Origin of the sequence: Pseudonocardia sp. D17 (genome assembly GCF_036984265.1) — a bacterium.
In the GTDB taxonomy this organism is placed as follows: domain Bacteria; phylum Actinomycetota; class Actinomycetes; order Mycobacteriales; family Pseudonocardiaceae; genus Pseudonocardia; species Pseudonocardia benzenivorans.
Genome location: NZ_BPRG01000215.1, coordinates 103,038 through 122,972 on the forward strand (window position 1 = coordinate 103,038; position 19,935 = coordinate 122,972).

Genomic DNA, 19,935 nt, shown 5'->3' on the forward strand with positions numbered 1-19,935 from the left:
CCCAGGCTATCGGCCGACCCGGCGTCGATATCCTGGGCACATGACGCGGCAGAGGGCGACCCAGACGATGAAGCCCGCCACGGCGGCGAAGAAGCTGGGCGTGTACCTCGACGCGACCCCCGACGAGTTCCGCGCCGGGGTGGTCTCGCGCGACGAGCTCGACGCCCTGCAGGCCGACCCGCCCGAGTGGCTGCGTGAGCTGCGGCGCAACGGCCCGCACCCGCGCCAGGTCGTCGCTGACCGGTTGGGCGTGTCGATCTCCGGGCTGGCCCGTGCCGAGATCACCGAGCCGCTCACCACCGCCCAGATCGCGGCGTTGAAGGAGGAGCAGCCCGAGTGGCTGCGCCGCGAGCGCCTCACCCGGGCCGAGGCCCAGCGCGAGGAGGCCCGGCTGCGGGCGCAGCGGTCCACGACGCGCGGGGGCGGTCCGGCCAGGGGATGACCACCGCGCCCCCGCCGCCGAGCTCGACCCGGCGGGCGCCTCAGGAGGCGGTGTCGGGCTCCAGCGTCAGCGAGATCGAGTTGATGCAGTAGCGCAGGTCCGTGGGGGTCTGGTAGCCCTCACCCTCGAAGACGTGCCCGAGGTGGCTGTGGCAGTTGGCGCACAGCACCTCGACGCGGCGCATGCCGAGGCTGTTGTCGACGCGTTCGATGACCGCGTCGGAGTCCTTCGGGCTGAAGAACGACGGCCAGCCGCAGTGCGACTCGAACTTCGTCTCGCTGCGGAACAGCTCGGCACCGCAGGCCCGGCAGTGGTAGACGCCGACGGTCTTGGTGTCGGTGTACTCGCCGGTGAAGGGCCTCTCCGTGCCGGCCTGCCGCAGAACCTGGTACTCGGCGGGGGAGAGCTCGGCGCGCCACTGCTCGTCGGTCTTGGTGACCGGCGCCTCGCCGAGCTCGGTGTCGGTGCTGGCCTCCTGGCCACGGCTGAACAGACCCATGCCTCCACGCTAACCGTTCCGGCAAGCGCGCGGCGGCGCTCAGCCGGCGACGATCGCCACGACGGCGGTCAGGATCGTCGAGGCGACGTAGACGACGCCCGCGAGCAGCAGGACCACGACCAGCACCGCCAGCCAGCGGCGCCCGCCCTCGGCGCGGTTGGCCGCGTCGGCGAAGTCGCCCACCCCCGTCAGCGACGCCTCGACGGTGAAGGACGGCTCCCGGCGCATCCGGTCGAGGTGGGCGGCGAACGCCTGCACCTCGGGCTCGGCGGGGTCGAGGCCGAGCAGTTCGTCGTCGAACAGCCGCGACCCGCGGCCGGGGTCGGGCGCCTCCGGTTCCAGGACGGCCATCGCCCGAGGGTAGCCGTCGCGTCGTCGGCGGAACCCCTCCGCGGACGCGTCCGTGCGTCGGGCCGAGGCGGTAGCGTCGCGACCATGGCGGCCAAGACCGTGGTGCAGCTGACAGTGCCGGGGCCCGAGGGCGACCGGGAGGTGCGCCTGTCGAGCCCGGACAAGGTCTACTTCCCGGCGCGCGGCATCACGAAGCGGCAGGTCGTCGAGTACTACCTGGCCGTGTCGGAGCCGATGACGCGCGTCCTGCTGAACCGGCCGACCAACCTCAAGCGCTTCCCCGACGGGGTCGACGGCGAGCCCTTCTTCGCCAAGCGCCTGCCCAAGGGCGCGCCCCCGTGGGTGCGGACCGCGACGGTGACGTTCCCCAGCGGGCGCAAGGCCGACACGCTCGCCCCGTCGGAGCCCGCGGTGATCGCGTGGGCGGCCAACCTCGGCACGCTCGACTTCCACCCGTGGCCGGTGCGCGCGGCCGACACCGACCGGCCCGACGAGCTGCGCATCGACCTCGACCCGCAGCCGGGCACCGACTTCGCCGACGCCGTCGCCGTGGCGGCGGTGCTGCGCGAGGTGCTCGACGAGGCGGGGCTCGTCGGGTGGCCCAAGACGTCGGGCGGCCGGGGCATCCACGTCTTCGCCCGGATCCGGCCCGAGTGGTCGTTCATCGAGGTCCGCCGCGCCGTGATCGCGATCGCCCGGCGGGTGTGCGCGCGCATCCCGGAGCAGGCCACCGTCGACTGGTGGAAGGAGGAGCGTGGTGAGCGCGTGTTCCTCGACTACAACCAGGCGGCGCGCGACCGGACGATCGCGTCGGCCTGGTCGGTGCGCGGGCTGCCACGGGCGACGGTGTCGATGCCGCTGACGTGGGAGGCGCTGCCATCGGTCGAGCCGGAGGACTTCGACCTGCTGACGGTGCCCGGCCTGCTCGCGCGCGACGGCGACCCGCACGCCGGGATGGACGACGCCGTCGGGGGCATCGAGACCGCCCTGGAGTGGTTCGCCGCCGACGAGCGGGACCGCGGCCTCGGCGAGCTGCCCTACCCGCCCGAGTATCCCAAGATGCCGGGCGAACCGATGCGGGTGCAGCCCTCGCGGGCCCGTGCCGGGAAGGACGCGGCGGGCTGACCGGGGCCTGCTCCGGACAGCCGGACCTGCGCGTCGGCTGTGTTCTGCCGCAAGGGGTTCCCCGGATCGGGGAGGGTCGAGGGGGAGAGTAGTTTGCTACCCCACGTAGTCGGTCGACCACGGAGCCGACCCGGACCCGAGGGGAGCACGATGAGTCTCGTTGCGGTACTGGCCGGGATGCCGGACCTGTTGGAGCGCACGCTCATCGAGCACGCTCCCGACAGCCGGGGCCAGTGCCGCGAGTGCCGCGACTCGTCGGGCATCTCGGCGGCCTGGCCGTGCATGATGCGGGAGATGGCCGACGAGGCCAGCGACATCCGCAACGGCGGGCTCCCCGGCACGTACGGCGGTCGGCACCGCACCCTGCGCGCCGTGCGCGGCTGACGCCGAGCCGCCCGCGCCGCCGTGCCCGGCCCGCCCGGACAGGTCAGGGCGGGCACACGGTGTTCGCCTGCGGCAGCTGTCCCTGCACCAGCATCCGGTCGACGACCCCGCTGATGCACGGGGTGCGGGGGTAGGACCCGGTTCCGGTGCCCTGCCACGAGACGAGCCGGGCGGTCGCGAGCCCGGCCGCGGCCCGGCGCACCGAGTCGGCCCCCGCCCGCGGGTCGTGCGCCGCGGCGAGCACGAGCAGCGGCGGCGCTCCCGGCACCGCGCCGGGTGCGGGCAGGCCCGGTCCGGCCGGCCACGGCGCGCACGCGAGCAGGCTCGCCGCGAGCGTGGTGCCGAACAGCGGGTAGGCGTCGTGCCAGCGCTGCGCGAGGCCGGCGACGTCGAGGGGCGTGAGCCGGCGGTTGGAGTCGTTGCACAGCGTGGCGAGCGCGGAGTCGAAATGGCCCTCGCGGCCCATCGACGGGTCGAGGAGCGCGAGCATCGCCCCGGGCACGCCCCGGCCCGCGTCGACGAGCGCGGTGGTGAGGGCGGGCCAGGACCGGGGCTCGCCGACGGCGGCGAGCAGCGCGTTCACCGCCACCCCGGCGGTCAGCCTGCGGCCGTCGGCGGCCGGGACGGGCTGCGCGCCCAGGCGCGAGACCAGCGCCGAGACCGTCGCGCGCGGATCGGGGCCGAGCGGACACGCGCCGCGGGCGGTGCAGTCGGCCGCGAACGCGTCGAACGACTGTTCCGCGCCCGCCGCCCTGGCCTCGGTGAGGTCGGGCTGGACGGCGCCGGGATCGGACGGCCCGTCGAGCACGAGCCGGCCGACGGCGTCGGGGTGCGCGCTGGCCCACAGCGTCAGCGCGGTGGCCCCGTCGCCGATCCCGATCGCCGACAGCCGCGTCACGCCGAGCCGCTGCCGAAGCTGGTCGATGTCCGAGGCGGTGGCCGCCGTCGAGTACGTCGCGAGGGCCTCGGGCTCGTCGAGATAGCAGTCCTGGACGACCGAGCGCGCGTCGTCGAGCACCGAGGCCAGCACCTGGTCGGCGGGGGCGCCCGGCGCGCCGATGCCGGGGTCCGCGCCGATGAGCCCGACCTGGGCGTCCTCGTCGGAGCAGTCGAGCAGGTCCGACCCCGCGCCGCGGCGGTCGAGACCGACGAGCTGGTAGCCGCCGAGCACCGCGGCGGACACCTGGGTGGCGAGCAGCGCCGCGTGCCGGGCGGACGGGTCGGTGGCGCTGTCGCCCACGACGACGAGGGGTGGCCGGTCCTGCGGCGCGTCGGCCGCGGCCACCCGGACGACGCCGAGCCTGCTGCGCCCGCCGGCGGCGCGCGTGGGGTCGGTCGGGACGTCGACGGCGCCGCAGTCGACACGCAGGGGCACACCCGCGGCCGGTGCGGGGTCGCCGAGCGCGGCGAGCGTGTCGGCGGTGCAGTCGGCGAACCGGATCGACGGCCGCATGGGGTCGGGCTGCGGCAGGTCACCCGGAGCCGCGGGCGTCGTCGGCGGCGCGGGTGGGGTCATCGCGTCGCCGCCCCGCACGGCGACCGGCGGGCGCTGCGACGGGCCCACGGCGCAGCCCGCGGCGAGGACGGCGAGCAGGGCGGCGACGAGCAGCCGCGACGGGAGCCGGGTGCGGGAAGCGCGCGCGTGTCGTCCTGGTCGTGCCACGCGCCCGATCCCCTCTCCCCGCCGTCGGGCCCAGCCTGTCGCACGACGGGTGAGGCGGGGGTGAGCGGCTCGGGCCGCACCGTCAGCGGACCCGGGGGCCCTCCTCGGTGTCCGCCTCGATCCGGACGGCGACGGGCAGCGCCCGGCCCCCGAACGCGTCGGTGGCGGCGGCCAGCACCTCCTCGGGGATGCGCCGACACACCTCCCCGACGTCCGCGTCCTCGGCCAGCCAGACGGTCAGCCGCAGCGCGGGGTCGCGCTCGTCGCCGACCATCCGGGCGCGGGCCCTGGAGATGCCGGGCAGCGCGCGGGCCTGGCCGGCGACGGCGTCGGCGACCGCGGCGGCCGTCACCGTGAGCGTCGTGTCGGCGCCGGCGTCCAGCGCCAGGTCGGGCCGACGTTCCGGCGAGAGCGACCGGATCGCCCACAGCAGGCCGAGCACGAGCAGCAGCAGCCCCCCGACGATCGCGACGATGCGCCAGAGCAACGGCTGGGCGCGCAGCGCGTCGACGATCATCGGGTCGAGGACCGAGCGCTGCGCGCGCCCCGTGCCGAAGACCCCGAAGGCGAGCAGCGCGGCGCCGGTGCCGGCGAGCAGCAAGACCACGCCCACGAGCCCGACGAGCCACCGGTCGCGCCCGGCCGAGCGGGCGACGGCGCGCCGCGCATGCCGGCCGGCCTGCGGGGGAGGGGTGTCCAGCCCCACCGCCGAGCCGCGCGCCGCCGTCGACGGGGTGGCGGCGGGGTCGGGCGTCGCGGCCGTCATCGGGGGCCCGCCTGCCTGCGCACCGCGACGCTGACGCGCGGGCGGTTCGCCAGCGGCAGGTCGTCGAGCAGCGACTCCACGTCGCCGCGCACCGACTCGGCGAGCCCGGTGCCGCCGTCGGTCGGCTCCCACCCCTGGGCGCGCACGCTGATCGCGCGCCGCGACGCGGTGACCGCGGCCGAGGACACCGCGTCGGCCGCCCGGACGCGGCGTCCGACCATGCGGGCGAGCGCCTGCGGCGACGTCGTCACGGTGACGTCGGGGGCGGGCGGGCGCAGCGGTACGTCGTGGCGGCGGGCCGCCAGCGCGACGAGCAGCAGCAACAGCCCGACGACGGCGACGACGATCGCGGTGATCCGCACCGGAGTGGTCGCCCAGACTAGGCCGTCGAGGGTCTGCTGCCAGGAAGGCCAGGGGACGATCACCCCGTCGGACCCGGTGGTGCCGGCGGAGCCGATCCACGCCGCGACGACCTCCACGACGACCAGCACGCCGACCGCGGCCAACGCGAGGCCGAGCAGTGGCGCGAGCACGCGCAGCAGAACGCGCACCGGACCTCCTCGAAGTAGGCGGGCGGACGGGTCGGTCCGCCGATCAGCGCAGCCGCGGCGGTGGTGGCAGTCCGCGCAGCCCGGTGACGGTCACGGCCATCGTCCGCAGCCGGTAGCCGGCGAGCCGGCCCAGCTCCTCGGCAACGGTCGACCGCACGGCGTCGACGACCCCGCGGACCGAGCCGGGGTAGCGCAGGGCCAGCTCGAGCCGCACGTCGACCTCCGCGGCGGGCCCGCCGACGCTGACCTTCGCGGTGGCGCCGGCGTCGCCGACGTCGAAGCCGGCGACCCGGCGCTCGGTGCGCAACGTCCCCGGGACCTGGTCGGCGGCGTACTCGACGATCTTGCGCAGCACACTGGGCGCGATCTCGGTGCGGCCGCGCTCGTCGGCGTCGGTGCCCACCGGCTCCCCGGCGGCCGGGGCCACGGTGCCTGCGGCGGTCACCGTCGTCACCTGTCCTTGCCGCGGCCGACGAGCCCGCTGACGTCGAGCCTGCCGTCGAGCACCAGCCCGACGACGAGCCCGACCGCACCGACGACGAGGGTGATGAGGAAGGCGCCGAACCCGCCGATCGCGCCCGCGGCGCCGAGGACGAGCCCCGCCAGCAAGCCGGTCTGGGTGGCGTTCATGGGTCACTCCTGTGGATGGTCTGGCCTGCGGTTGAGGGGCGGTCGGCACGGTCGACCCTGGTGCGCCGGTGCCGGCGGACGGTGCGGATGAGCGCGACCGCGACCTTCGTCGGCAGCGGCAGGTCGCGGACGAACTCGACGTCGGGCGGCGGTCCGTGCGGCCGCGCCGGGGACAGGCCGGTCCCGGCGTCGCCCGCCCGCAGCGCGGCGAGCCCCGTGACGAACGCCTCCGGGTCCCCGCCTCGATCGGGATGGTGCTCGCGGACGAACGCGCGGAACGCGGCCCGCTCCTCGGGCGTCATCGGCCGGCCCCGCGCGGGGGCTCGACGACCACGTCCGCCACCGTGACGTCGACCGGCCCCGGACGCAGCGCGGCGACGGCCTCGCGCAGCTCGGCGACCGTCTGCGGGATCGGCCGGTCGGCGCGCAGGACGACGCCGACCTCGACCGCCTCCCCGGGGGCCCCGACCCGGACCCCGAGCAGCCTGCGCCCGGGCAGGTACGTCGCGACCGCGCCGAACGCCCCGCCGTCGAGGCGGACGACGGCAGGATGCGCGGCGACGACGCGGGCGAGCTCGGTGGCGAGCGCGGCCGTGTCGTCGGGGCCGGTGCGGCCGGCCGTGTCGTCGGGTCCGGCGCGGCCGGCCGTGTCGTCGGGTCCGGCGCGGCCGGCCGTGTCGTCGGGGCCGTCCGGCACGGGGCGGGCGTCGGTCACCGGGGTCGGTCGGGCCGTCACTCGACCCGCGAGGTCACGGTCGCCGGGGCGTCGTCCGCGTCGTCGAGCTCGGGCAGGTGGATGTCGTTGACGGCGATGTTCACCTCGATGACCTCGAGGCCCGTCATCCGCTCCACGGCGGTGATCACGTTGCGCCGCACCGCCCGTGCCAGCTCGACGATCGACGCCCCGTACTCGACGATGATGTCGAGGTCGATGGCGGCCTGCTTCTCGCCGACCTCGACCTGGACGCCGGAGATGTTGGCGGCGCCGGTGCCGCCGCCGGGGATGCGCTCGCGGATGGCGCCGAACGCGCGGGACACGCCGCCGCCCATCGCGTACACGCCGGAGATCTCCCGGGCGGCGATCCCGGCGATCTTCTGGACGACCGATGCGGCGATCGTGGTGCGACCCTGGCCGCTGTCCTCGGCCAGCCGGCCAGGGGACCCGGCGGTGACGCCGGTGGTGCCTGCGGCCCCGGTCGTGGTGGCGGTGCTCGAGGTGGCGGCCGCGGCGGGCGTTGCGCCTGTCATCGCGTTTCTCCTCACGGCGTTGCTCGGTGTCGATGCCCTGTCGATGTGCTCTGTCTCGATGTGCTCTGTGTCGATGTACTCGGTGTCGGTCGGTGCTGCGTGTCGCTCCCGGTGGGCGCGGCGCCGATGACCGGCCTCGCCCCATGCGTACCTCCGTCGGACGCGCGGCGCGGGCCACGCCTCACGCGGTGTCACCTGATCGGTCGATGGGGACGTCGTCCGGGAAATCGTCGGAGTCGTCGGGCCGGACGTAGTGCAGCAGCAGGGCACCGGGGTCGAGCAGGGCGCCCGCGAGGCACATGGGGCGCATCGTCGAGGGCCCCGTCGCGATCCGGCCGGCGTCGCCGCCGACGAGGGTGGGGGAGAGCGTCAGGCACAGCTCGTCGACGGCGTCGGCCGCGGCGAGCGCACCGTGCAGTGCGGGCCCGCCCTCGCACAGCACGCGGTGCAGCCCACGGCGACCGAGCTCGGCCAGCAGGGTCGGGGGGGCGAGGTCGGGCAGCTCGACGACATCGGCACCCGCGGCGCGCAGTGCGTCGCGGCGCTCGCCGGGGGCCCCGGCCGTGGTGAGCACGATCGGCGCAACGGCGGTGTCGGTGAACAGCCGGGCGCCGGGGTCGAGACCGGCCGACCCGGTGACGACGGCGATCGGCGGCGGCAGCGCGCGCCCGACCGTGGGCCGCCGCGCGCCGCGGTAGCCCTCGGCCCGCACCGTCCCCGCGCCGACGAGCACCACGTCGGCGAGCCGGCGCAGCACGCCGAACACGGCCTTGTCGGCGGCGGAGCCCAGGCCGCCGGACAGCCCGTCGACGCTCACCGCGCCGTCGAGGCTCGCGACGAAGTTGACACGCACCCGCGGCGCCGACAGCCCGTCCGGGTAGGCGTAGTGGCGCAGGAGCGCCGCGTCGAGATCGTCCCCGAGGTCCGGCCCTGGCGGCCACAGTCGTCGCACGCGCCCATCCCAGCATCCCGGGCAGGGCCTGTCGCGCCGGGTCGGTGACCGGGAGCTACCAGGCCGTCGCGATGCGTACAAGCGGGGAGTGTGATAGCCACACCTCTGTTGAGCACAGGCGGCCCTCACTTATGGTGGGCGCGACGGGCCGATGGGGCGACGGGTGGCGCGACGGACGGGAGAGGCCCGCGTGACGGCGATGGGACGAGGATGACGACGCTCGCGCGCGAGCGCGCCCAGCGGCCGTCCCGCACACCGCGCCGCCGCCGGCTCACCGGGCTGCTGGTGTTGGCGTGCCTGGTCCTCCTCGTGTGCCTGGCGAGCGTCGCCGTCAGCGCCAAGGCGATCCCGCTCGACCACGTGTGGCACGCGCTGATCGCCCCGACCGGCACGGAGGACGACGTCGTCATCCGGTCGCTGCGCATCCCGCGGACCGTGCTCGGCCTGCTGGCCGGTGCGGCCCTGGGGCTGGCGGGCGCGCTCATGCAGGGCCACACCCGCAACCCCCTCGCCGACCCCGGGCTGCTCGGCGTCAACGCCGGTGCCGCGTTCCTGGTCGTCGTCGGCATCTACGTCTTCGGCGTCAGCTCGCTGTCGGGCTACGTGTGGTTCGCGTTCGCGGGCGCCCTCGGGGCGAGCGTCGCGGTGTTCGCGCTCGGCGCGGTCGGCCGCCGCGGCGGCGCGACCCCGGTGACGCTGGCCGTCGCCGGCGCGGCGGTCTCGGCGCTGCTGTTCGGGCTCACGTCCGCGGTGATCCTCACCGACGTCCGCACGCTCGACGCCTACCGCTTCTGGAACGTCGGGTCGCTGGCCGGGCGCGAACCCGCGATCGCGGGCCAGGTGGCGCCGTTCCTGCTGGCGGGGGCGCTGATCGCGCTGGCGACGGCTCCCGCGCTCAACGCGCTCTCGCTCGGCGACGACGTCGCCCGCTCGCTCGGGCACTCGGTGCGCCGGACCCGGGTCCTCGGCGTCGCCGCGATCACGCTGCTCGCCGGCTCCGCGACGGCGGCGTGCGGGCCGATCGCGTTCCTCGGGCTGATCGTGCCGCACGTCGTGCGCTCGTTCACCGGCCCGGACCACCGCTGGCTGCTCCCGGCCTCCGCGCTCTCGGGTGCCGTCCTGCTGCTGACCGCCGACGTCGTCGGACGCGTGGTGGCCCGGCCCGGGGAGCTGCAGGTCGGGATCGTGCTGGCGCTGCTCGGGGCGCCGTTCTTCATCGCGCTCGTGCGCCGTCGCAAGCTGGCCCAGCTGTGACCGCGACCGTGGAGAAGGCCCGCGGGCGGACCCCCGGCCTGGTCCCGGGGCGCGACCCGCTGCGGCTCGGCCGGTTCTCCGGCGTGTGGCGGCCACGGACCGTCGTCGTCCTCGTCGTGGCGGCCGCGGTGCTCGTCGTCGGGGCGGCGCTCAACATCGGCCGCGGCGAGTTCCCGATCAGTGTCGGCGAGGTGCTGAGCGTCCTGTTCGGCGGCGGCGACCAGGCGCAGCGGTTCATCGTCCTGGACCTGCGGCTGCCGCGGACGCTCACCGGGGCGCTGGTCGGCGGCGCCCTGGCGGTGGCGGGGGCGATCCTGCAGGCGGTGGCGCGCAACCCGCTGGCGGCCCCCGACATCATCGGGATCACGATGGGCGCGAGTGCCGCCGCGGTCGCGGTGATCGTCCTGAGCAGCGGGTTCGGGGCGGTCGGCGCACTCGCGGGAGCGGTGGGGCTGCCGGTCGCGGCGCTGTTGGGCGGGCTGCTCACGGCGACGTCGATCTACGTGCTGGCCTGGCGGCGCGGGGTGCACGGCTTCCGGCTGGTGCTCGTGGGCATCGGCATGAACGCGATCCTCTACGCGCTGGTCAACTGGCTGCTGATCGCGGCCCAGGTCTACGAGGCGGCGCGGGCCCAGGTGTGGCTCAACGGGAGCCTCAACGCGCGCGGCTGGGAGCACGTCGTCCCGGTGGGCGTCGCGCTGGTGGTCCTCGTGCCGGCCGCGCTGGTACTGGCCCACGTCCTCGGCGGCCTCCAGTTCGGCGACGACACCGCCCGTGGCCTGGGCATCCGGGTCGACGCCGCGCGGACGGCGCTGCTGGTGGTCGCCGTCGGCCTCGCTGCGGTGGCCACGGCGTCGGCGGGTCCGATCGCGTTCGTGGCACTGGTCTCGCCGCAGATCGCGCAGCGGCTCGTCGGCGCCCCGCGACCGCCGATCGCGGCGTCGCTGATGGTCGGGGCGACCCTCGTCGTCCTGTCCGACCTCGTCGCCCGCACGGCATTCGGCGCCGCGGAGCTGCCCGTCGGCGTCATCACCGCGGTGCTCGGTGCCCCCTACCTGCTCCATCTGCTCGTCCGACACGGCCGGGAGGCCCGCGCATGACCCAGACCGCCACGGATGGCGCCGGCTCCGCCCTGGTCGCGGCCGGTATCCGGCTGCGCGCCGAGGACGTGAGCCTCGGCTACGGCGACCGCCTCGTCGTCGACGGGCTCGATCTCGACGTCACCCAGAACACCGTCACGTCCGTGATCGGCCCCAACGGCTGCGGCAAGTCGACGCTGCTGCGGGCGCTGGGCCGACTGCTCGTCCCGTCCCGCGGCCACGTGCTGCTCGACGGCAAGCGGATCGACAAGATGCCCACGAAGGAGGTCGCGACGATCCTCGGGCTGCTGCCGCAGGCGCCCAGCGCCCCCGAGGGACTCACGGTCGGTGACCTCGTCTCCCGTGGCCGGCACCCGCACCAGGCGTGGTACCGGCAGTGGTCGGCCGACGACGAGTCGGCCGTCGCGGAGGCGCTGACCTGGACCAACATGGCCGACCTGGCCGAGCGGCCCGTCGACGAGCTCTCCGGCGGCCAGCGTCAGCGCGCGTGGATCTCGATGGCGCTGGCGCAGGGCACCGACCTGCTGCTGCTCGACGAGCCGACGACCTACCTGGACCTGTCGCACCAGGTCGAGGTGCTGGAGCTGGTGCGCCGGCTCAACCGCGAGGTGGGTCGCACCGTCGTCATGGTGCTGCACGACCTGAACCTCGCCGCCCGCTACTCCGACCGGCTCGTCGCCATGCGCGACGGCCGGGTCGTCGCCGCGGGCGAGCCGGCCGACGTGATCACCGAGCCGCTGCTCGCGGAGGTGTTCGGGCTGCGCGCCAAGGTGATCCCCGATCCCGTCGCCGGCACGCCGCTCGTCGTCCCGGTCGGCACGGGAGCCTAGGGAGCCGCTTCCGGACCGCTACTGTGCGCGGATGGCGAAGCCCGTGAGGTCGGCCCGCGAGACGTTCCGCGTGCCCCGCGGCGAGGTCGACCTCGCCGCGATCGATTCGGCCGGCCGTCCGGTCGGGCCGAAGAACAAGGCCGCGGCGGCCGCGGCGATGGCCGAGCTGAACGAGCGGATCGACTCGCGGCAGCAGGCGCTCTACGCGAGCGCCGTCGCCGGCCACAGCCCCCGCGCGGTGCTGCTGGTGCTGCAGGGCATGGACACCTCGGGCAAGGGCGGTGTCATCGAGCACGTCGGAGGCCTGATCGACCCGCTGGGCCTGCACATCGCGTCGTTCAAGCGGCCGACGCCCGAGGAGCTCGCGCACGACTTCCTGTGGCGCGTCCGCAAGCAGGTGCCGGGGCCGGGCATCGTCGGGCTGTTCGACCGCAGCCACTACGAGGACGTGCTCGTCGTGCGGGTCGACGGCCTGGTCCCGGAGGCCGAGTGGCGCAGCCGCTACGAGCGGATCAACGCGTTCGAGGCCGAGCTCGACGAGCAGGGCGTCGTCGTCGTGAAGTGCATGCTGCACATCAGCCCGCAGACCCAGGCCGAACGGCTGCTCGCCCGGCTCGTGGACCCGACCAAGCACTGGAAGTACAACCCGGGCGACCTCGACGTCCGCGCCAAGTGGACCGACTACCAGGCCGCGTACGCCGACGCGCTGCGCCACTGCGACACCGACGCCGCGCCCTGGTACGTCGTCCCGGCGGACCGCAAGTGGTACCGCAACTGGGTCGTCGCGACGCTGCTCGCGGAGACGCTGGAGGCGATCGACCCGCGCTTCCCGCCCGCCGACTTCGACGTCGAGGCCGAGAAGGCGCGGGTGCGCGCCGCGGTCTGAGCACGCCGGGGGTCCCGGCGGGCCCGGGGTCACATCAGCAGGCCGTGCAGCGCCCAGTACGCCAGCGCGGCGACGAGCGCGGCCATGGGCAGCGTCAGCACCCAGGCCACGACGATGTTGCCGGCGACGGTCCAGCGGACCGCCGAGAGCCGCTTCGTGGCACCGACGCCGAGGATCGCCGAGGTGATCGTCTGGGTCGTGGAGATCGGCGCGGCGAAGGCGAAGGCCGTCGTGTAGAGCACCGCCGACGCGGTCGCCTCGGCCGCGAAGCCGCGCGGCGGGTCGAGGTCGATGATCCGCCGGCCGAGCGTGCGCATGATCCGCCAGCCACCTGCGGCGGTGCCCGCCGACAGCGCGCCCGCCGAGAGCAGGATGACCCACCAGGGGATGTCGAAGCCCTGGTGGTAGCCGCCGACGACCAGCGCCAGCACGATCACGCCCATGGTCTTCTGCGCGTCCTGCAGGCCGTGGCCCAGCGCCATCGCGGCGGCCGAGACCGTCTGGGCGTGCCGGAAGCCGCGGGTGACCCGCTGCGGCCTGCCGTCCTTGACCAGCCACAGGATGCCGATCATCACCAGCCCGGCCAGCACGAACCCGACGACGGGGGAGACCACCATCGGGATGACGACCTTCTCCAGGACCCCCGACCACTGCACCGTGCCCGCCGAGGCCAGCGCGGCCCCGACGAGCCCGCCGATGAGCGCGTGCGACGACGACGACGGCATGCCGAAGAACCAGGTGACGAGGTTCCAGACGATGGCGCCGATGAGCGCGGCGAGCACGACGGCGAGCCCTGCCATGCCTTCGGGCGCCGAGATGATCCCCTTGCCGACGGTCGAGGCCACCTCCGTCCCGAGGAACGCCCCCGCGAGGTTCATCACCGCAGCCATGATCAGCGCCGCGCGCGGCGACAGTGCCCGCGTCGACACCGAGGTGGCGATCGCGTTGGCCGCGTCGTGGAAGCCATTGGTGTAGTCGAACGCCAGCGCGACCACGATCACCACGATGACCGCGGCGAGCTCCACGTCAGGCCTCCTTGACGGCGATGCTCTCGACCGTGTTGGCGACGGTCTCGAACGCGTCGGCCGCCTCCTCCAGGGTCTCGACGATCTCCTTGATCTTGAGGACCGTCAGCACGTCGAGGGGGCTCGCGTCGTTGGTGGGCGCGAGCAGGTCGCGCAACAGCTCGCGGTAGGCCTCGTCGCCCTCGTCCTCGAGCGAGTTGACGTGGACCCAGTACTCCCTGAGCGAGTCCAGCTTCTCCAGCCCCGGCATGGCGCTCGCGGTGGCCCGGGCGGCCCGCAGCAGCACGTCGGCCTGCACGGAGATGCCTGCGGGCAGCGCGTCGAGCCGGTAGAGCACGATGCGGTCGGCCGCCTCCTCGATGGCGTCGAGCACGTCGTCGAGCGACGACGCGAGCCGGTAGATGTCCTCCCGGTCGAACGGGGTCACGAACACCGAGTTGAGCTTGACCATGATCTCGTGGGTCAGGTCGTCGCCGGTGTGTTCGAGGTCCTTGACCCGGGCGGCCAGTACCGGTCTCCCGCTGGGCTCGGCCGCCACGAGCTTCGTCAGCTCCTCGGCGGCAGCGACGATGTTCTCGGCGGCACGGGTGAACAGCGGGTAGAACCCGCGTTCATGTGGCGTCAACCGGAAGGCCATGTGCAGCTTTGTACCCGTGACCGCACTCGGCATCCGCGACCGGGACCCCCGTGTCGGTGACCGGGTGGACGTGCGCTGTCCGCGGGGCGACGCAAAGCGGAAGGGGCGTGCACCGGCGACGATTGCCGATTAGCGTCGCGGTCATGAACATCGGTGACGGTGCGGTATCCCCGGCCGACCATGCCGACGCCGTCGCCGACCTGGTGAAACGGTATCGCGAGGTGCCTGCGGGACAGCGGGTGCGGCTCGGCAAGCCGTCGTCCAATCTGTTCCGTTTCGGTGGTTCCGCGAGTGATGTCCGACTCCTCGACACGTCCCGGCTCACGGGTGTGATCAACGTCGACCCCGTCGCCCGCACCGCGGACGTGCAGGGGATGACGACGTACGAGGACCTCGTCGACGCCACGCTCGCGCACGGGCTGATGCCGCTCGTCGTGCCGCAGCTCAAGACGATCACCCTCGGCGGCGCGGTCGCCGGACTCGGCATCGAGTCGACGTCGTTCCGCCACGGGCTGCCCCACGAGTCGGTACTGGAGATGGACCTGCTCACCGGCTCCGGTGAGGTCGTCACGGCCCGGCCCGAGGGCGAGCACGCCGATCTCTTCGCGACCTTCCCCAACTCCTACGGGACGCTGGGCTACACGCTGCGGCTGCGCATCGAGCTGCAGCCGGTGGCGCCCTTCGTCCGGCTCACCCACCACCGGTTCCGCACCGCCGAGGAGGCCGCCGCCGAGACCGCCCGGCTGTGCGACCTCGACGGCGCCGGTGCCGACGTCGACTTCCTCGACGGCACGGTCTTCGACGCCGGCGAGCAGTACCTCACGGTCGGCCGGTTCGTCGACGAGCCGATGCCGGGCGCGCAGGTCTCGGACTACACCGGTCAGCAGATCTTCTACAGGTCGCTGCGGGAACGGCCCGTCGACCACCTCACCGCGCACGACTACATCTGGCGCTGGGACACCGACTGGTTCTGGTGCTCGCGGGCCTTCGGCGTGCAGAACCCGCTGGTGCGCAGGCTCTGGCCGCGCCGCTACCGGCGTTCGGACGTCTACCGACGGCTCGTCGCGCTCGACCGGCGCCACGGCATCACCGACCGGCTGCACGACCTGACCCGCTCGCCCCGCCAGGAGATGGTCATCCAGGACGTCGAGATCCCCGTCGAGGGGCTCGCCCGCTTCCTCGACGTCTTCCACCGCGAGGTCGGTATCTCGCCGGTCTGGCTCTGCCCGATCCGGTTGCGCGGCAAGCGGGAGTGGCCGCTGTACCCGATGGAGGCCGGCAGGCTCTACGTCAACGTCGGCTTCTGGTCGACCGTCGACGCGGTGCCGGGGCGCCCCGATGCGCACAACCGGCTGATCGAGGACCTCGTCGCCGAGCTGGGCGGGCACAAGTCGCTCTACTCGACGGTGCACTACGACGAGGCCGAGTTCTGGCGTCGCTACAACGGCGACGCGTACGACGCCGTGAAGGACCGCTACGACCCGGACGGGCGGCTTCCGGGTCTCTACTCCAAGGTGGTGGGGTCGCAATGAGGGTGGCCGACGTCCTCGGAAGGATCATCGGGGCCGATGCGCCGATCCGGCTCGTCGCGTACGACGGCAGCAAGTCCGGACCGGACGACGCGGAGGTGACGCTGCGCGTCGAGTCCCCGGCGGCACTGGCGCGGCTGGTCTCCGCGCCCGGCACGCTCGGCCTCGCCCGGGCGTACGTCACCGGCGAGATGGTGGTGGACGGCGACCTCTACACCGCGCTCGACGCGCTCGCCGACGTCGCACTGGTGGGCATCCCGCGGCGCGAGCAGGTGCGGATCGTCACCGAGCTCGCGCCGGTGTGGCTGCGCCACCGGCGGCCGGCGCCCGCGATCGAGGCGAAGCCCCGCGGCCGGCTGCACTCGAAGTTCCGCGACAGCCAGGTCATCTCGCACCACTACGACGTCTCGAACCGCTTCTACGAGTGGGTGCTCGGCCCGTCGATGACCTACACGTGCGCGTGCTACCCGACGGACACCTCGACGCTCGAGGAGGCCCAGGAGGCCAAGTACGAGCTCGTCGCGCAGAAGCTCGACCTGCAGCCCGGGATGCGCCTGCTCGACGTCGGCTGCGGCTGGGGCGGCATGGTCCGGCACGCGGCCGCGCACCACGGCGTGCGCGCGCTGGGCGTGACGTTGTCGCGCAACCAGGCCGAGTGGGCGCAGGCCGAGATCGAACGGCAGGGACTCTCGCACCTGGCCGAGGTCCGCCACCTCGACTACCGCGACGTGACCGAGACCGGCTTCGACGCCGTCAGCTCGATCGGGCTCACCGAGCACATCGGCAAGTCTCAGCTCCCGGCGTACTTCCGGTTCCTGGCCTCGCGGCTGCGCCCCGAGGGCCGGCTGCTCAACCACTGCATCACCCACCCGTTCACCACGAACCAGCGCCGCATCGACCCGTTCATCGGGCGCTACGTGTTCCCGGACGGCCAGCTCGAGCCCGTCGGGCTGATCATCAGCGCGATGAACGACAACGGCTTCGAGATCCGGCACGAGGAGAACCTGCGCGAGCACTACGCGAGGACGCTGGCCGGTTGGGGGGACAACCTCGAAGCGCACTGGGACGAGGCGGTCGCCGAGGTCGGCCTCGAGCGCGCCAGGGTCTGGCGGCTCTACATGGCCGCGAGCAGGCTCGGCTTCGTCCGTGACAACATCCAGCTGCACCAGGTCCTCGGCGTGAAGCTGGGCGACCGCGGCTGGTCGGGATTCCCGCTCCGGGGGTGGCGCCGGGCCTCGTAGGCTGACGCCGTGCCGGACCGCCTCTCGCCGCTGGACGCCTCGTTCCTGTACATGGAGCAGCCGACGACGGCGATGCACGTCGGCGGCGTGATGACGTTCCTGCCGCCCGAGGACGGCTCGGAGTTCGACGTCGACGCGTTCGTGCGGCTCGTCGGCAGCCGGTTGTCGCTGGTGCCGCGCTATCGGCAGCGGGTCCGCGAGGTCCCGGGCCGGCTGGCGCTACCGGTCTGGGTCGACGATCCCGACTTCGACCTGAGCTACCACATCCGACGGTCCGCGCTGCCCGCGGGCGGCTCCGACGACGCGCTGCGCGAGCTCGTCGGACGGCTGCTGAGCAGGCGGCTGGACCGCGACCGCCCGCTGTGGGAGTGCTACGTCGTCGAGGGGGTGTCGGGCGGGCGGTTCGCGCTGGTCACCAAGACCCACCACGCGATGGTCGACGGCATGGCGTCGATGGACATCGGCACGCTGCTGCTCGACCGGACCCCCGAGCCGCGCGAGGTACCCGAGCAGGAGTGGACGCCGCGGCGGCCGCCCTCGCGTGTCGAGCTCGCCGCGTCGGCGGTGCTGGACAACCTGCGCCGCCCGCGCGGGGCCGTCGACGCCGCCGCCCGCGCCGTCGCCGACGTCCGGGCCGCGGCGACCAAGGTGGGCCGAACCGTCGCCGGCGTCGCCGAGGCCGCCCGGGGCGCACCCCTCGCGGGCGCCCCGTTCGACGCGCTGAACCGGCCCATCGGGGAGCAGCGCCGCTACGGGATGGCGCGCACGTCACTGGCCGAGCACCGGGCCGCCCGCAAGGTGCACTGCCAGGGCGGGCCGGGCACGGTCAACGACGTGGTCCTCGCCGTCGTGTGCGGGGCGCTGCGGTACTGGCTGATGACGCGCGGTGCCCCGCTCGTCGCGGACACGACGGTCCGCGCGATGGTCCCGGTGAGCCTCCGGGCCCGTCGCGGGCCGGCTGCCGACGGGCGCGCGGGCGGGTCAGGCGGCAACCACATCTCGGCGTACTTCGTCGACCTGCCGGTGGGGCTCGACGAGCCGGCCGCCCGGCTGCACCGGATCGCCGCGCAGATGGAGGCCCAGAAGCGCGGCGGCCGGGAGGCGGCGCCGACCGCGCTCGTCGGGCTCGCCGGGCTGGTGACGCCGCAGCTGCACAGCCTCGGCGCCCGGCTCACCAGCAAACTCTCCAGCAGGCTGTTCAACGTGCTGGTCACGCACGTGCCCGGGCCGCCGCGGCCGCTGTACGCGATGGGTGCGCGGCTCGAGGACCTCTACCCGGTGGTGCCGCTCGCACAGGGGCAGGCCGTCGCCATCGGCGTGACGTCCTACCACGGGTCCGTCTGCTACGGGCTGACCGCCGACCGCGACGCGATGCCCGACGTCGACGTCCTCGCCGAGGCGATGAACACGTCGCTGGCCGAGCTCCTCGCCCCGTGAGTGCTGCGGCCGCGGCCCCTCACCAGCCCCGTGTCGCGGGCAGCTCCCCGGTGGTGATCGCCGCGGTGAGCCGGGCGTGGTCGGCGGCGTTCTGGTCGGCGTAGGCGGCCGCGAAGGCCGTCATGCCGTCGTCGAAGGCCCGGCCACGGCCCAGGTAGGCGGCGATCGCCACCGGGTCGCCGGTCCGGGCGTGCGCGCGGGCGAGCACGTGCCCGCACGCCGTCGCGAACTCGGGCAGCCGTGGGGCGAGGAGCTCACCGTCGGCGATGACCTTCATGTCGCGGAACTGCCGCACGTAGTAGTCGTGGCCCCGAGCGGCTGTCCAGCCGACGAAGACGTCGGTCGCGCTCTGCACGAGCCGCTTGCCCTCGATCACCCGGCGCCCGGACGAGCTGTAGCGGCTCGGACCGCAGAACGGCTCGTACACCGCCGGGCCCGCCTGCTTGACCTGCAGGAACAGGGGGTCCGCCGGGCCGCGGCCCTGCAGTAGCACCAGGTGCACCCGCATCCCGACGCTGCCCACGCCGACGACCTGGCGCACCGCGTCGACCGGGGTGAAGCGGTCGAGCAGGTGCCGGCGGTCGTCGGGGAGCGAGTCGTGGTACCCGGCGAAGAGCTCGTCGGCGAGGCCGTCGTCGATGTGCTCGCGGAACGGCGGGGCCTCGCTGATCCGCAGCCGCCCGCCGCGGGTCTCGGTGAGCTTGCGGAACGCCCCGTCGTGGGTGCGCCGCTGGGCCTTCCGGGCGATGTGGGCGGCGGCGCGGGGCCGGTCGGCGTCGGTGAACACGTCCAGGAAGCGCTCGACGTGGACGAGGTCGTACCAGACGTCGAGGACGCGGGCGCCGGCGTGGCGGGCCATCTGCGTGCGGTAGGCCGTCAGGCAGCGGGCGACGGCCTCGGCGGTGCGGCCGGCCGGTACGTCGTGCTCGCGGCCCAGCACCTCGACGCTCGTGACGAGCCGCGCGACGTCCCACTCGAACGGTCCGGGCAGCGTCTCGTCGAAGTCGCGCAGGTCGAACGACAGGTTGCGCTCCGGGGTGGCCCACAGCCCGAAGTTCAGCAGGTGCGCGTCGCCGCACAGCTGGACGAAGAGGTCGCTGTCGGGGCGGGTCGCGAGGTCGGCGGCCATCACCGCCGCCGCCCCGCGGTAGAACGTCCACGGCGACGCGCTCATCCGCCCCCAGCGCACGGGGACCAGGTCGGCGGCGCGGATCGCGTTCTGCCCGGTCAGGACGTCGAGGACGTCCCGCCGGCGCCGCGACGGGTGCCACTCGCCGAACGCGCGCCGCGGCGCCCGGTCCCGCGCCCTCCTGCCGACGTCGCGGCTGTCCTCCGACGTCGGTACCGCGTCCACCGTGGTCACAGACCGACGTTAGCGGTGCCGC

24 protein-coding genes are annotated in these 19,935 nt (G+C 74.6%); 10 read left to right on the top strand and 14 right to left on the bottom strand.

The genetic code is table 11. The features are described from left to right. Positions 1-40: 40 nt before the first annotated feature. The gene (locus PSD17_RS28720) at positions 41-442 is read left to right on the top strand and encodes a DUF5997 family protein (RefSeq protein ID WP_013675022.1); all 402 of its coding nucleotides are present in this window, start codon (positions 41-43) and stop codon (positions 440-442) included. A gap of 40 nt (positions 443-482) precedes the next feature. On the opposite strand, the gene msrB is transcribed toward PSD17_RS28720, so the two are convergent. Continuing rightward, entirely contained in the window at positions 483-941 is a 459-nt protein-coding gene (gene msrB, locus PSD17_RS28725; RefSeq protein ID WP_103382180.1) for a peptide-methionine (R)-S-oxide reductase MsrB, read from the bottom strand. A 39-nt stretch (positions 942-980) separates the two neighbouring features. Continuing rightward, a complete protein-coding gene (locus PSD17_RS28730; RefSeq protein WP_013675024.1) occupies positions 981-1,292 on the bottom strand; it encodes a hypothetical protein in 312 nt (103 codons plus the stop codon). 84 nt (positions 1,293-1,376) lie between these two features. On the opposite strand from PSD17_RS28730, the gene ligD reads away from it, so the two are divergent. Together ligD and PSD17_RS28740 are read left to right on the top strand one after the other, a co-directional pair. Beyond that, positions 1,377-2,417, top strand: coding sequence for a non-homologous end-joining DNA ligase (gene ligD, locus PSD17_RS28735; RefSeq protein WP_013675025.1), 1,041 nt, complete (start codon positions 1,377-1,379; stop codon positions 2,415-2,417). 150 nt (positions 2,418-2,567) lie between these two features. Further along, entirely contained in the window at positions 2,568-2,801 is a 234-nt protein-coding gene (locus PSD17_RS28740) for a hypothetical protein (protein WP_013675026.1), read from the top strand. A gap of 43 nt (positions 2,802-2,844) precedes the next feature. Here the strand turns inward: PSD17_RS28740 and PSD17_RS28745 are convergent, their stop codons facing one another. From PSD17_RS28745 to PSD17_RS28785, 9 genes are all read right to left on the bottom strand, one after another. Further along, positions 2,845-4,464: an alpha/beta hydrolase gene (locus tag PSD17_RS28745; RefSeq protein WP_339125488.1), complete on the bottom strand. Its 1,620-nt coding sequence runs from the start codon at positions 4,462-4,464 to the stop codon at positions 2,845-2,847. Positions 4,465-4,546: 82 nt separating this feature from the next. Beyond that, complete coding sequence (locus PSD17_RS28750; RefSeq protein ID WP_339125490.1) at positions 4,547-5,230, bottom strand: alkaline shock response membrane anchor protein AmaP; 684 nt, start codon at positions 5,228-5,230, stop codon at positions 4,547-4,549. Continuing rightward, positions 5,227-5,781 (bottom strand): DUF6286 domain-containing protein, encoded by a 555-nt coding sequence (locus PSD17_RS28755; RefSeq protein WP_013675029.1) that lies wholly within the window; start codon positions 5,779-5,781, stop codon positions 5,227-5,229. The genes PSD17_RS28750 and PSD17_RS28755 overlap by 4 nt, the downstream gene beginning before the upstream one ends. A 43-nt stretch (positions 5,782-5,824) precedes the next feature. Then, positions 5,825-6,226, bottom strand: a complete 402-nt coding sequence (locus tag PSD17_RS28760; protein ID WP_013675030.1) for an Asp23/Gls24 family envelope stress response protein — start codon at positions 6,224-6,226, stop codon at positions 5,825-5,827. Between the two features lie 5 nt (positions 6,227-6,231). Continuing rightward, on the bottom strand, positions 6,232-6,411 hold the full coding sequence (locus PSD17_RS28765) for a hypothetical protein (protein ID WP_013675031.1): 180 nt from the start codon (positions 6,409-6,411) through the stop codon (positions 6,232-6,234). Next, positions 6,408-6,713: a hypothetical protein gene (locus tag PSD17_RS28770; RefSeq protein WP_339125494.1), complete on the bottom strand. Its 306-nt coding sequence runs from the start codon at positions 6,711-6,713 to the stop codon at positions 6,408-6,410. The genes PSD17_RS28765 and PSD17_RS28770 overlap by 4 nt, the downstream gene beginning before the upstream one ends. Then, positions 6,710-7,126 (bottom strand): hypothetical protein, encoded by a 417-nt coding sequence (locus PSD17_RS28775; protein ID WP_339125496.1) that lies wholly within the window; start codon positions 7,124-7,126, stop codon positions 6,710-6,712. The genes PSD17_RS28770 and PSD17_RS28775 overlap by 4 nt, the downstream gene beginning before the upstream one ends. 17 nt (positions 7,127-7,143) lie before the next feature. Next, positions 7,144-7,659: an Asp23/Gls24 family envelope stress response protein gene (locus tag PSD17_RS28780; RefSeq protein WP_013675034.1), complete on the bottom strand. Its 516-nt coding sequence runs from the start codon at positions 7,657-7,659 to the stop codon at positions 7,144-7,146. Positions 7,660-7,840: 181 nt separating this feature from the next. Then, positions 7,841-8,611, bottom strand: coding sequence for a pyrimidine reductase family protein (locus PSD17_RS28785; RefSeq protein WP_013675035.1), 771 nt, complete (start codon positions 8,609-8,611; stop codon positions 7,841-7,843). Between the two features lie 210 nt (positions 8,612-8,821). On the opposite strand from PSD17_RS28785, the gene PSD17_RS28790 reads away from it, so the two are divergent. Genes PSD17_RS28790 through PSD17_RS28805 form a run of 4 tightly spaced genes read left to right on the top strand, consistent with a single transcriptional unit; the run spans position 8,822 to position 12,681 of the window. Then, entirely contained in the window at positions 8,822-9,865 is a 1,044-nt protein-coding gene (locus PSD17_RS28790) for a FecCD family ABC transporter permease (protein ID WP_339125499.1), read from the top strand. Continuing rightward, positions 9,862-10,965: a FecCD family ABC transporter permease gene (locus PSD17_RS28795; protein WP_339125500.1), complete on the top strand. Its 1,104-nt coding sequence runs from the start codon at positions 9,862-9,864 to the stop codon at positions 10,963-10,965. Before PSD17_RS28790 ends, PSD17_RS28795 begins: the two co-directional genes overlap by 4 nt. Continuing rightward, entirely contained in the window at positions 10,962-11,795 is an 834-nt protein-coding gene (locus PSD17_RS28800; protein ID WP_013675038.1) for an ABC transporter ATP-binding protein, read from the top strand. Before PSD17_RS28795 ends, PSD17_RS28800 begins: the two co-directional genes overlap by 4 nt. A 31-nt stretch (positions 11,796-11,826) precedes the next feature. Beyond that, positions 11,827-12,681: a PPK2 family polyphosphate kinase gene (locus PSD17_RS28805; RefSeq protein WP_339125502.1), complete on the top strand. Its 855-nt coding sequence runs from the start codon at positions 11,827-11,829 to the stop codon at positions 12,679-12,681. 29 nt (positions 12,682-12,710) lie between these two features. Here the strand turns inward: PSD17_RS28805 and PSD17_RS28810 are convergent, their stop codons facing one another. Together PSD17_RS28810 and PSD17_RS28815 are read right to left on the bottom strand one after the other, a co-directional pair. Then, positions 12,711-13,706, bottom strand: a complete 996-nt coding sequence (locus PSD17_RS28810) for an inorganic phosphate transporter (RefSeq protein WP_103382189.1) — start codon at positions 13,704-13,706, stop codon at positions 12,711-12,713. A 1-nt stretch (position 13,707) separates the two neighbouring features. Beyond that, on the bottom strand, positions 13,708-14,343 hold the full coding sequence (locus tag PSD17_RS28815; RefSeq protein WP_041759678.1) for a DUF47 domain-containing protein: 636 nt from the start codon (positions 14,341-14,343) through the stop codon (positions 13,708-13,710). Between the two features lie 143 nt (positions 14,344-14,486). Between PSD17_RS28815 and PSD17_RS28820 the strand changes: the two genes are divergently transcribed. Genes PSD17_RS28820 through PSD17_RS28830 form a run of 3 tightly spaced genes read left to right on the top strand, consistent with a single transcriptional unit; the run spans position 14,487 to position 18,550 of the window. After that, on the top strand, positions 14,487-15,875 hold the full coding sequence (locus PSD17_RS28820; protein WP_013675042.1) for an FAD-binding protein: 1,389 nt from the start codon (positions 14,487-14,489) through the stop codon (positions 15,873-15,875). After that, a complete protein-coding gene (locus tag PSD17_RS28825) occupies positions 15,872-17,113 on the top strand; it encodes an SAM-dependent methyltransferase (RefSeq protein ID WP_013675043.1) in 1,242 nt (413 codons plus the stop codon). Before PSD17_RS28820 ends, PSD17_RS28825 begins: the two co-directional genes overlap by 4 nt. Positions 17,114-17,122: 9 nt before the next feature. Continuing rightward, on the top strand, positions 17,123-18,550 hold the full coding sequence (locus PSD17_RS28830; protein WP_339125505.1) for a WS/DGAT/MGAT family O-acyltransferase: 1,428 nt from the start codon (positions 17,123-17,125) through the stop codon (positions 18,548-18,550). 19 nt (positions 18,551-18,569) lie between these two features. Here the strand turns inward: PSD17_RS28830 and PSD17_RS28835 are convergent, their stop codons facing one another. After that, a complete protein-coding gene (locus PSD17_RS28835; protein WP_339125507.1) occupies positions 18,570-19,913 on the bottom strand; it encodes a DUF2252 domain-containing protein in 1,344 nt (447 codons plus the stop codon). Positions 19,914-19,935 lie beyond the last annotated feature (22 nt).

Bases quoted from the DNA above. Each gene is read 5' to 3' on its own strand.
- PSD17_RS28825 (WP_013675043.1), top strand. From the start codon at position 15,872: ATGAGGGTGGCCGACGTCCTCGGAAGGATCATCGGGGCCGATGCGCCG.
- PSD17_RS28765 (WP_013675031.1), bottom strand. From the start codon at position 6,411: ATGAACGCCACCCAGACCGGCTTGCTGGCGGGGCTCGTCCTCGGCGCC.
- ligD (WP_013675025.1), top strand. From the start codon at position 1,377: ATGGCGGCCAAGACCGTGGTGCAGCTGACAGTGCCGGGGCCCGAGGGC.
- PSD17_RS28815 (WP_041759678.1), bottom strand. From the start codon at position 14,343: ATGGCCTTCCGGTTGACGCCACATGAACGCGGGTTCTACCCGCTGTTC.
- PSD17_RS28780 (WP_013675034.1), bottom strand. From the start codon at position 7,659: ATGACAGGCGCAACGCCCGCCGCGGCCGCCACCTCGAGCACCGCCACC.
- PSD17_RS28790 (WP_339125499.1), top strand. From the start codon at position 8,822: ATGACGACGCTCGCGCGCGAGCGCGCCCAGCGGCCGTCCCGCACACCG.
- PSD17_RS28740 (WP_013675026.1), top strand. From the start codon at position 2,568: ATGAGTCTCGTTGCGGTACTGGCCGGGATGCCGGACCTGTTGGAGCGC.
- PSD17_RS28750 (WP_339125490.1), bottom strand. From the start codon at position 5,230: ATGACGGCCGCGACGCCCGACCCCGCCGCCACCCCGTCGACGGCGGCG.
- PSD17_RS28800 (WP_013675038.1), top strand. From the start codon at position 10,962: ATGACCCAGACCGCCACGGATGGCGCCGGCTCCGCCCTGGTCGCGGCC.
- PSD17_RS28805 (WP_339125502.1), top strand. From the start codon at position 11,827: ATGGCGAAGCCCGTGAGGTCGGCCCGCGAGACGTTCCGCGTGCCCCGC.
- msrB (WP_103382180.1), bottom strand. From the start codon at position 941: ATGGGTCTGTTCAGCCGTGGCCAGGAGGCCAGCACCGACACCGAGCTC.
- PSD17_RS28770 (WP_339125494.1), bottom strand. From the start codon at position 6,713: ATGACGCCCGAGGAGCGGGCCGCGTTCCGCGCGTTCGTCCGCGAGCAC.
- PSD17_RS28730 (WP_013675024.1), bottom strand. From the start codon at position 1,292: ATGGCCGTCCTGGAACCGGAGGCGCCCGACCCCGGCCGCGGGTCGCGG.
- PSD17_RS28720 (WP_013675022.1), top strand. From the start codon at position 41: ATGACGCGGCAGAGGGCGACCCAGACGATGAAGCCCGCCACGGCGGCG.
- PSD17_RS28820 (WP_013675042.1), top strand. From the start codon at position 14,487: ATGAACATCGGTGACGGTGCGGTATCCCCGGCCGACCATGCCGACGCC.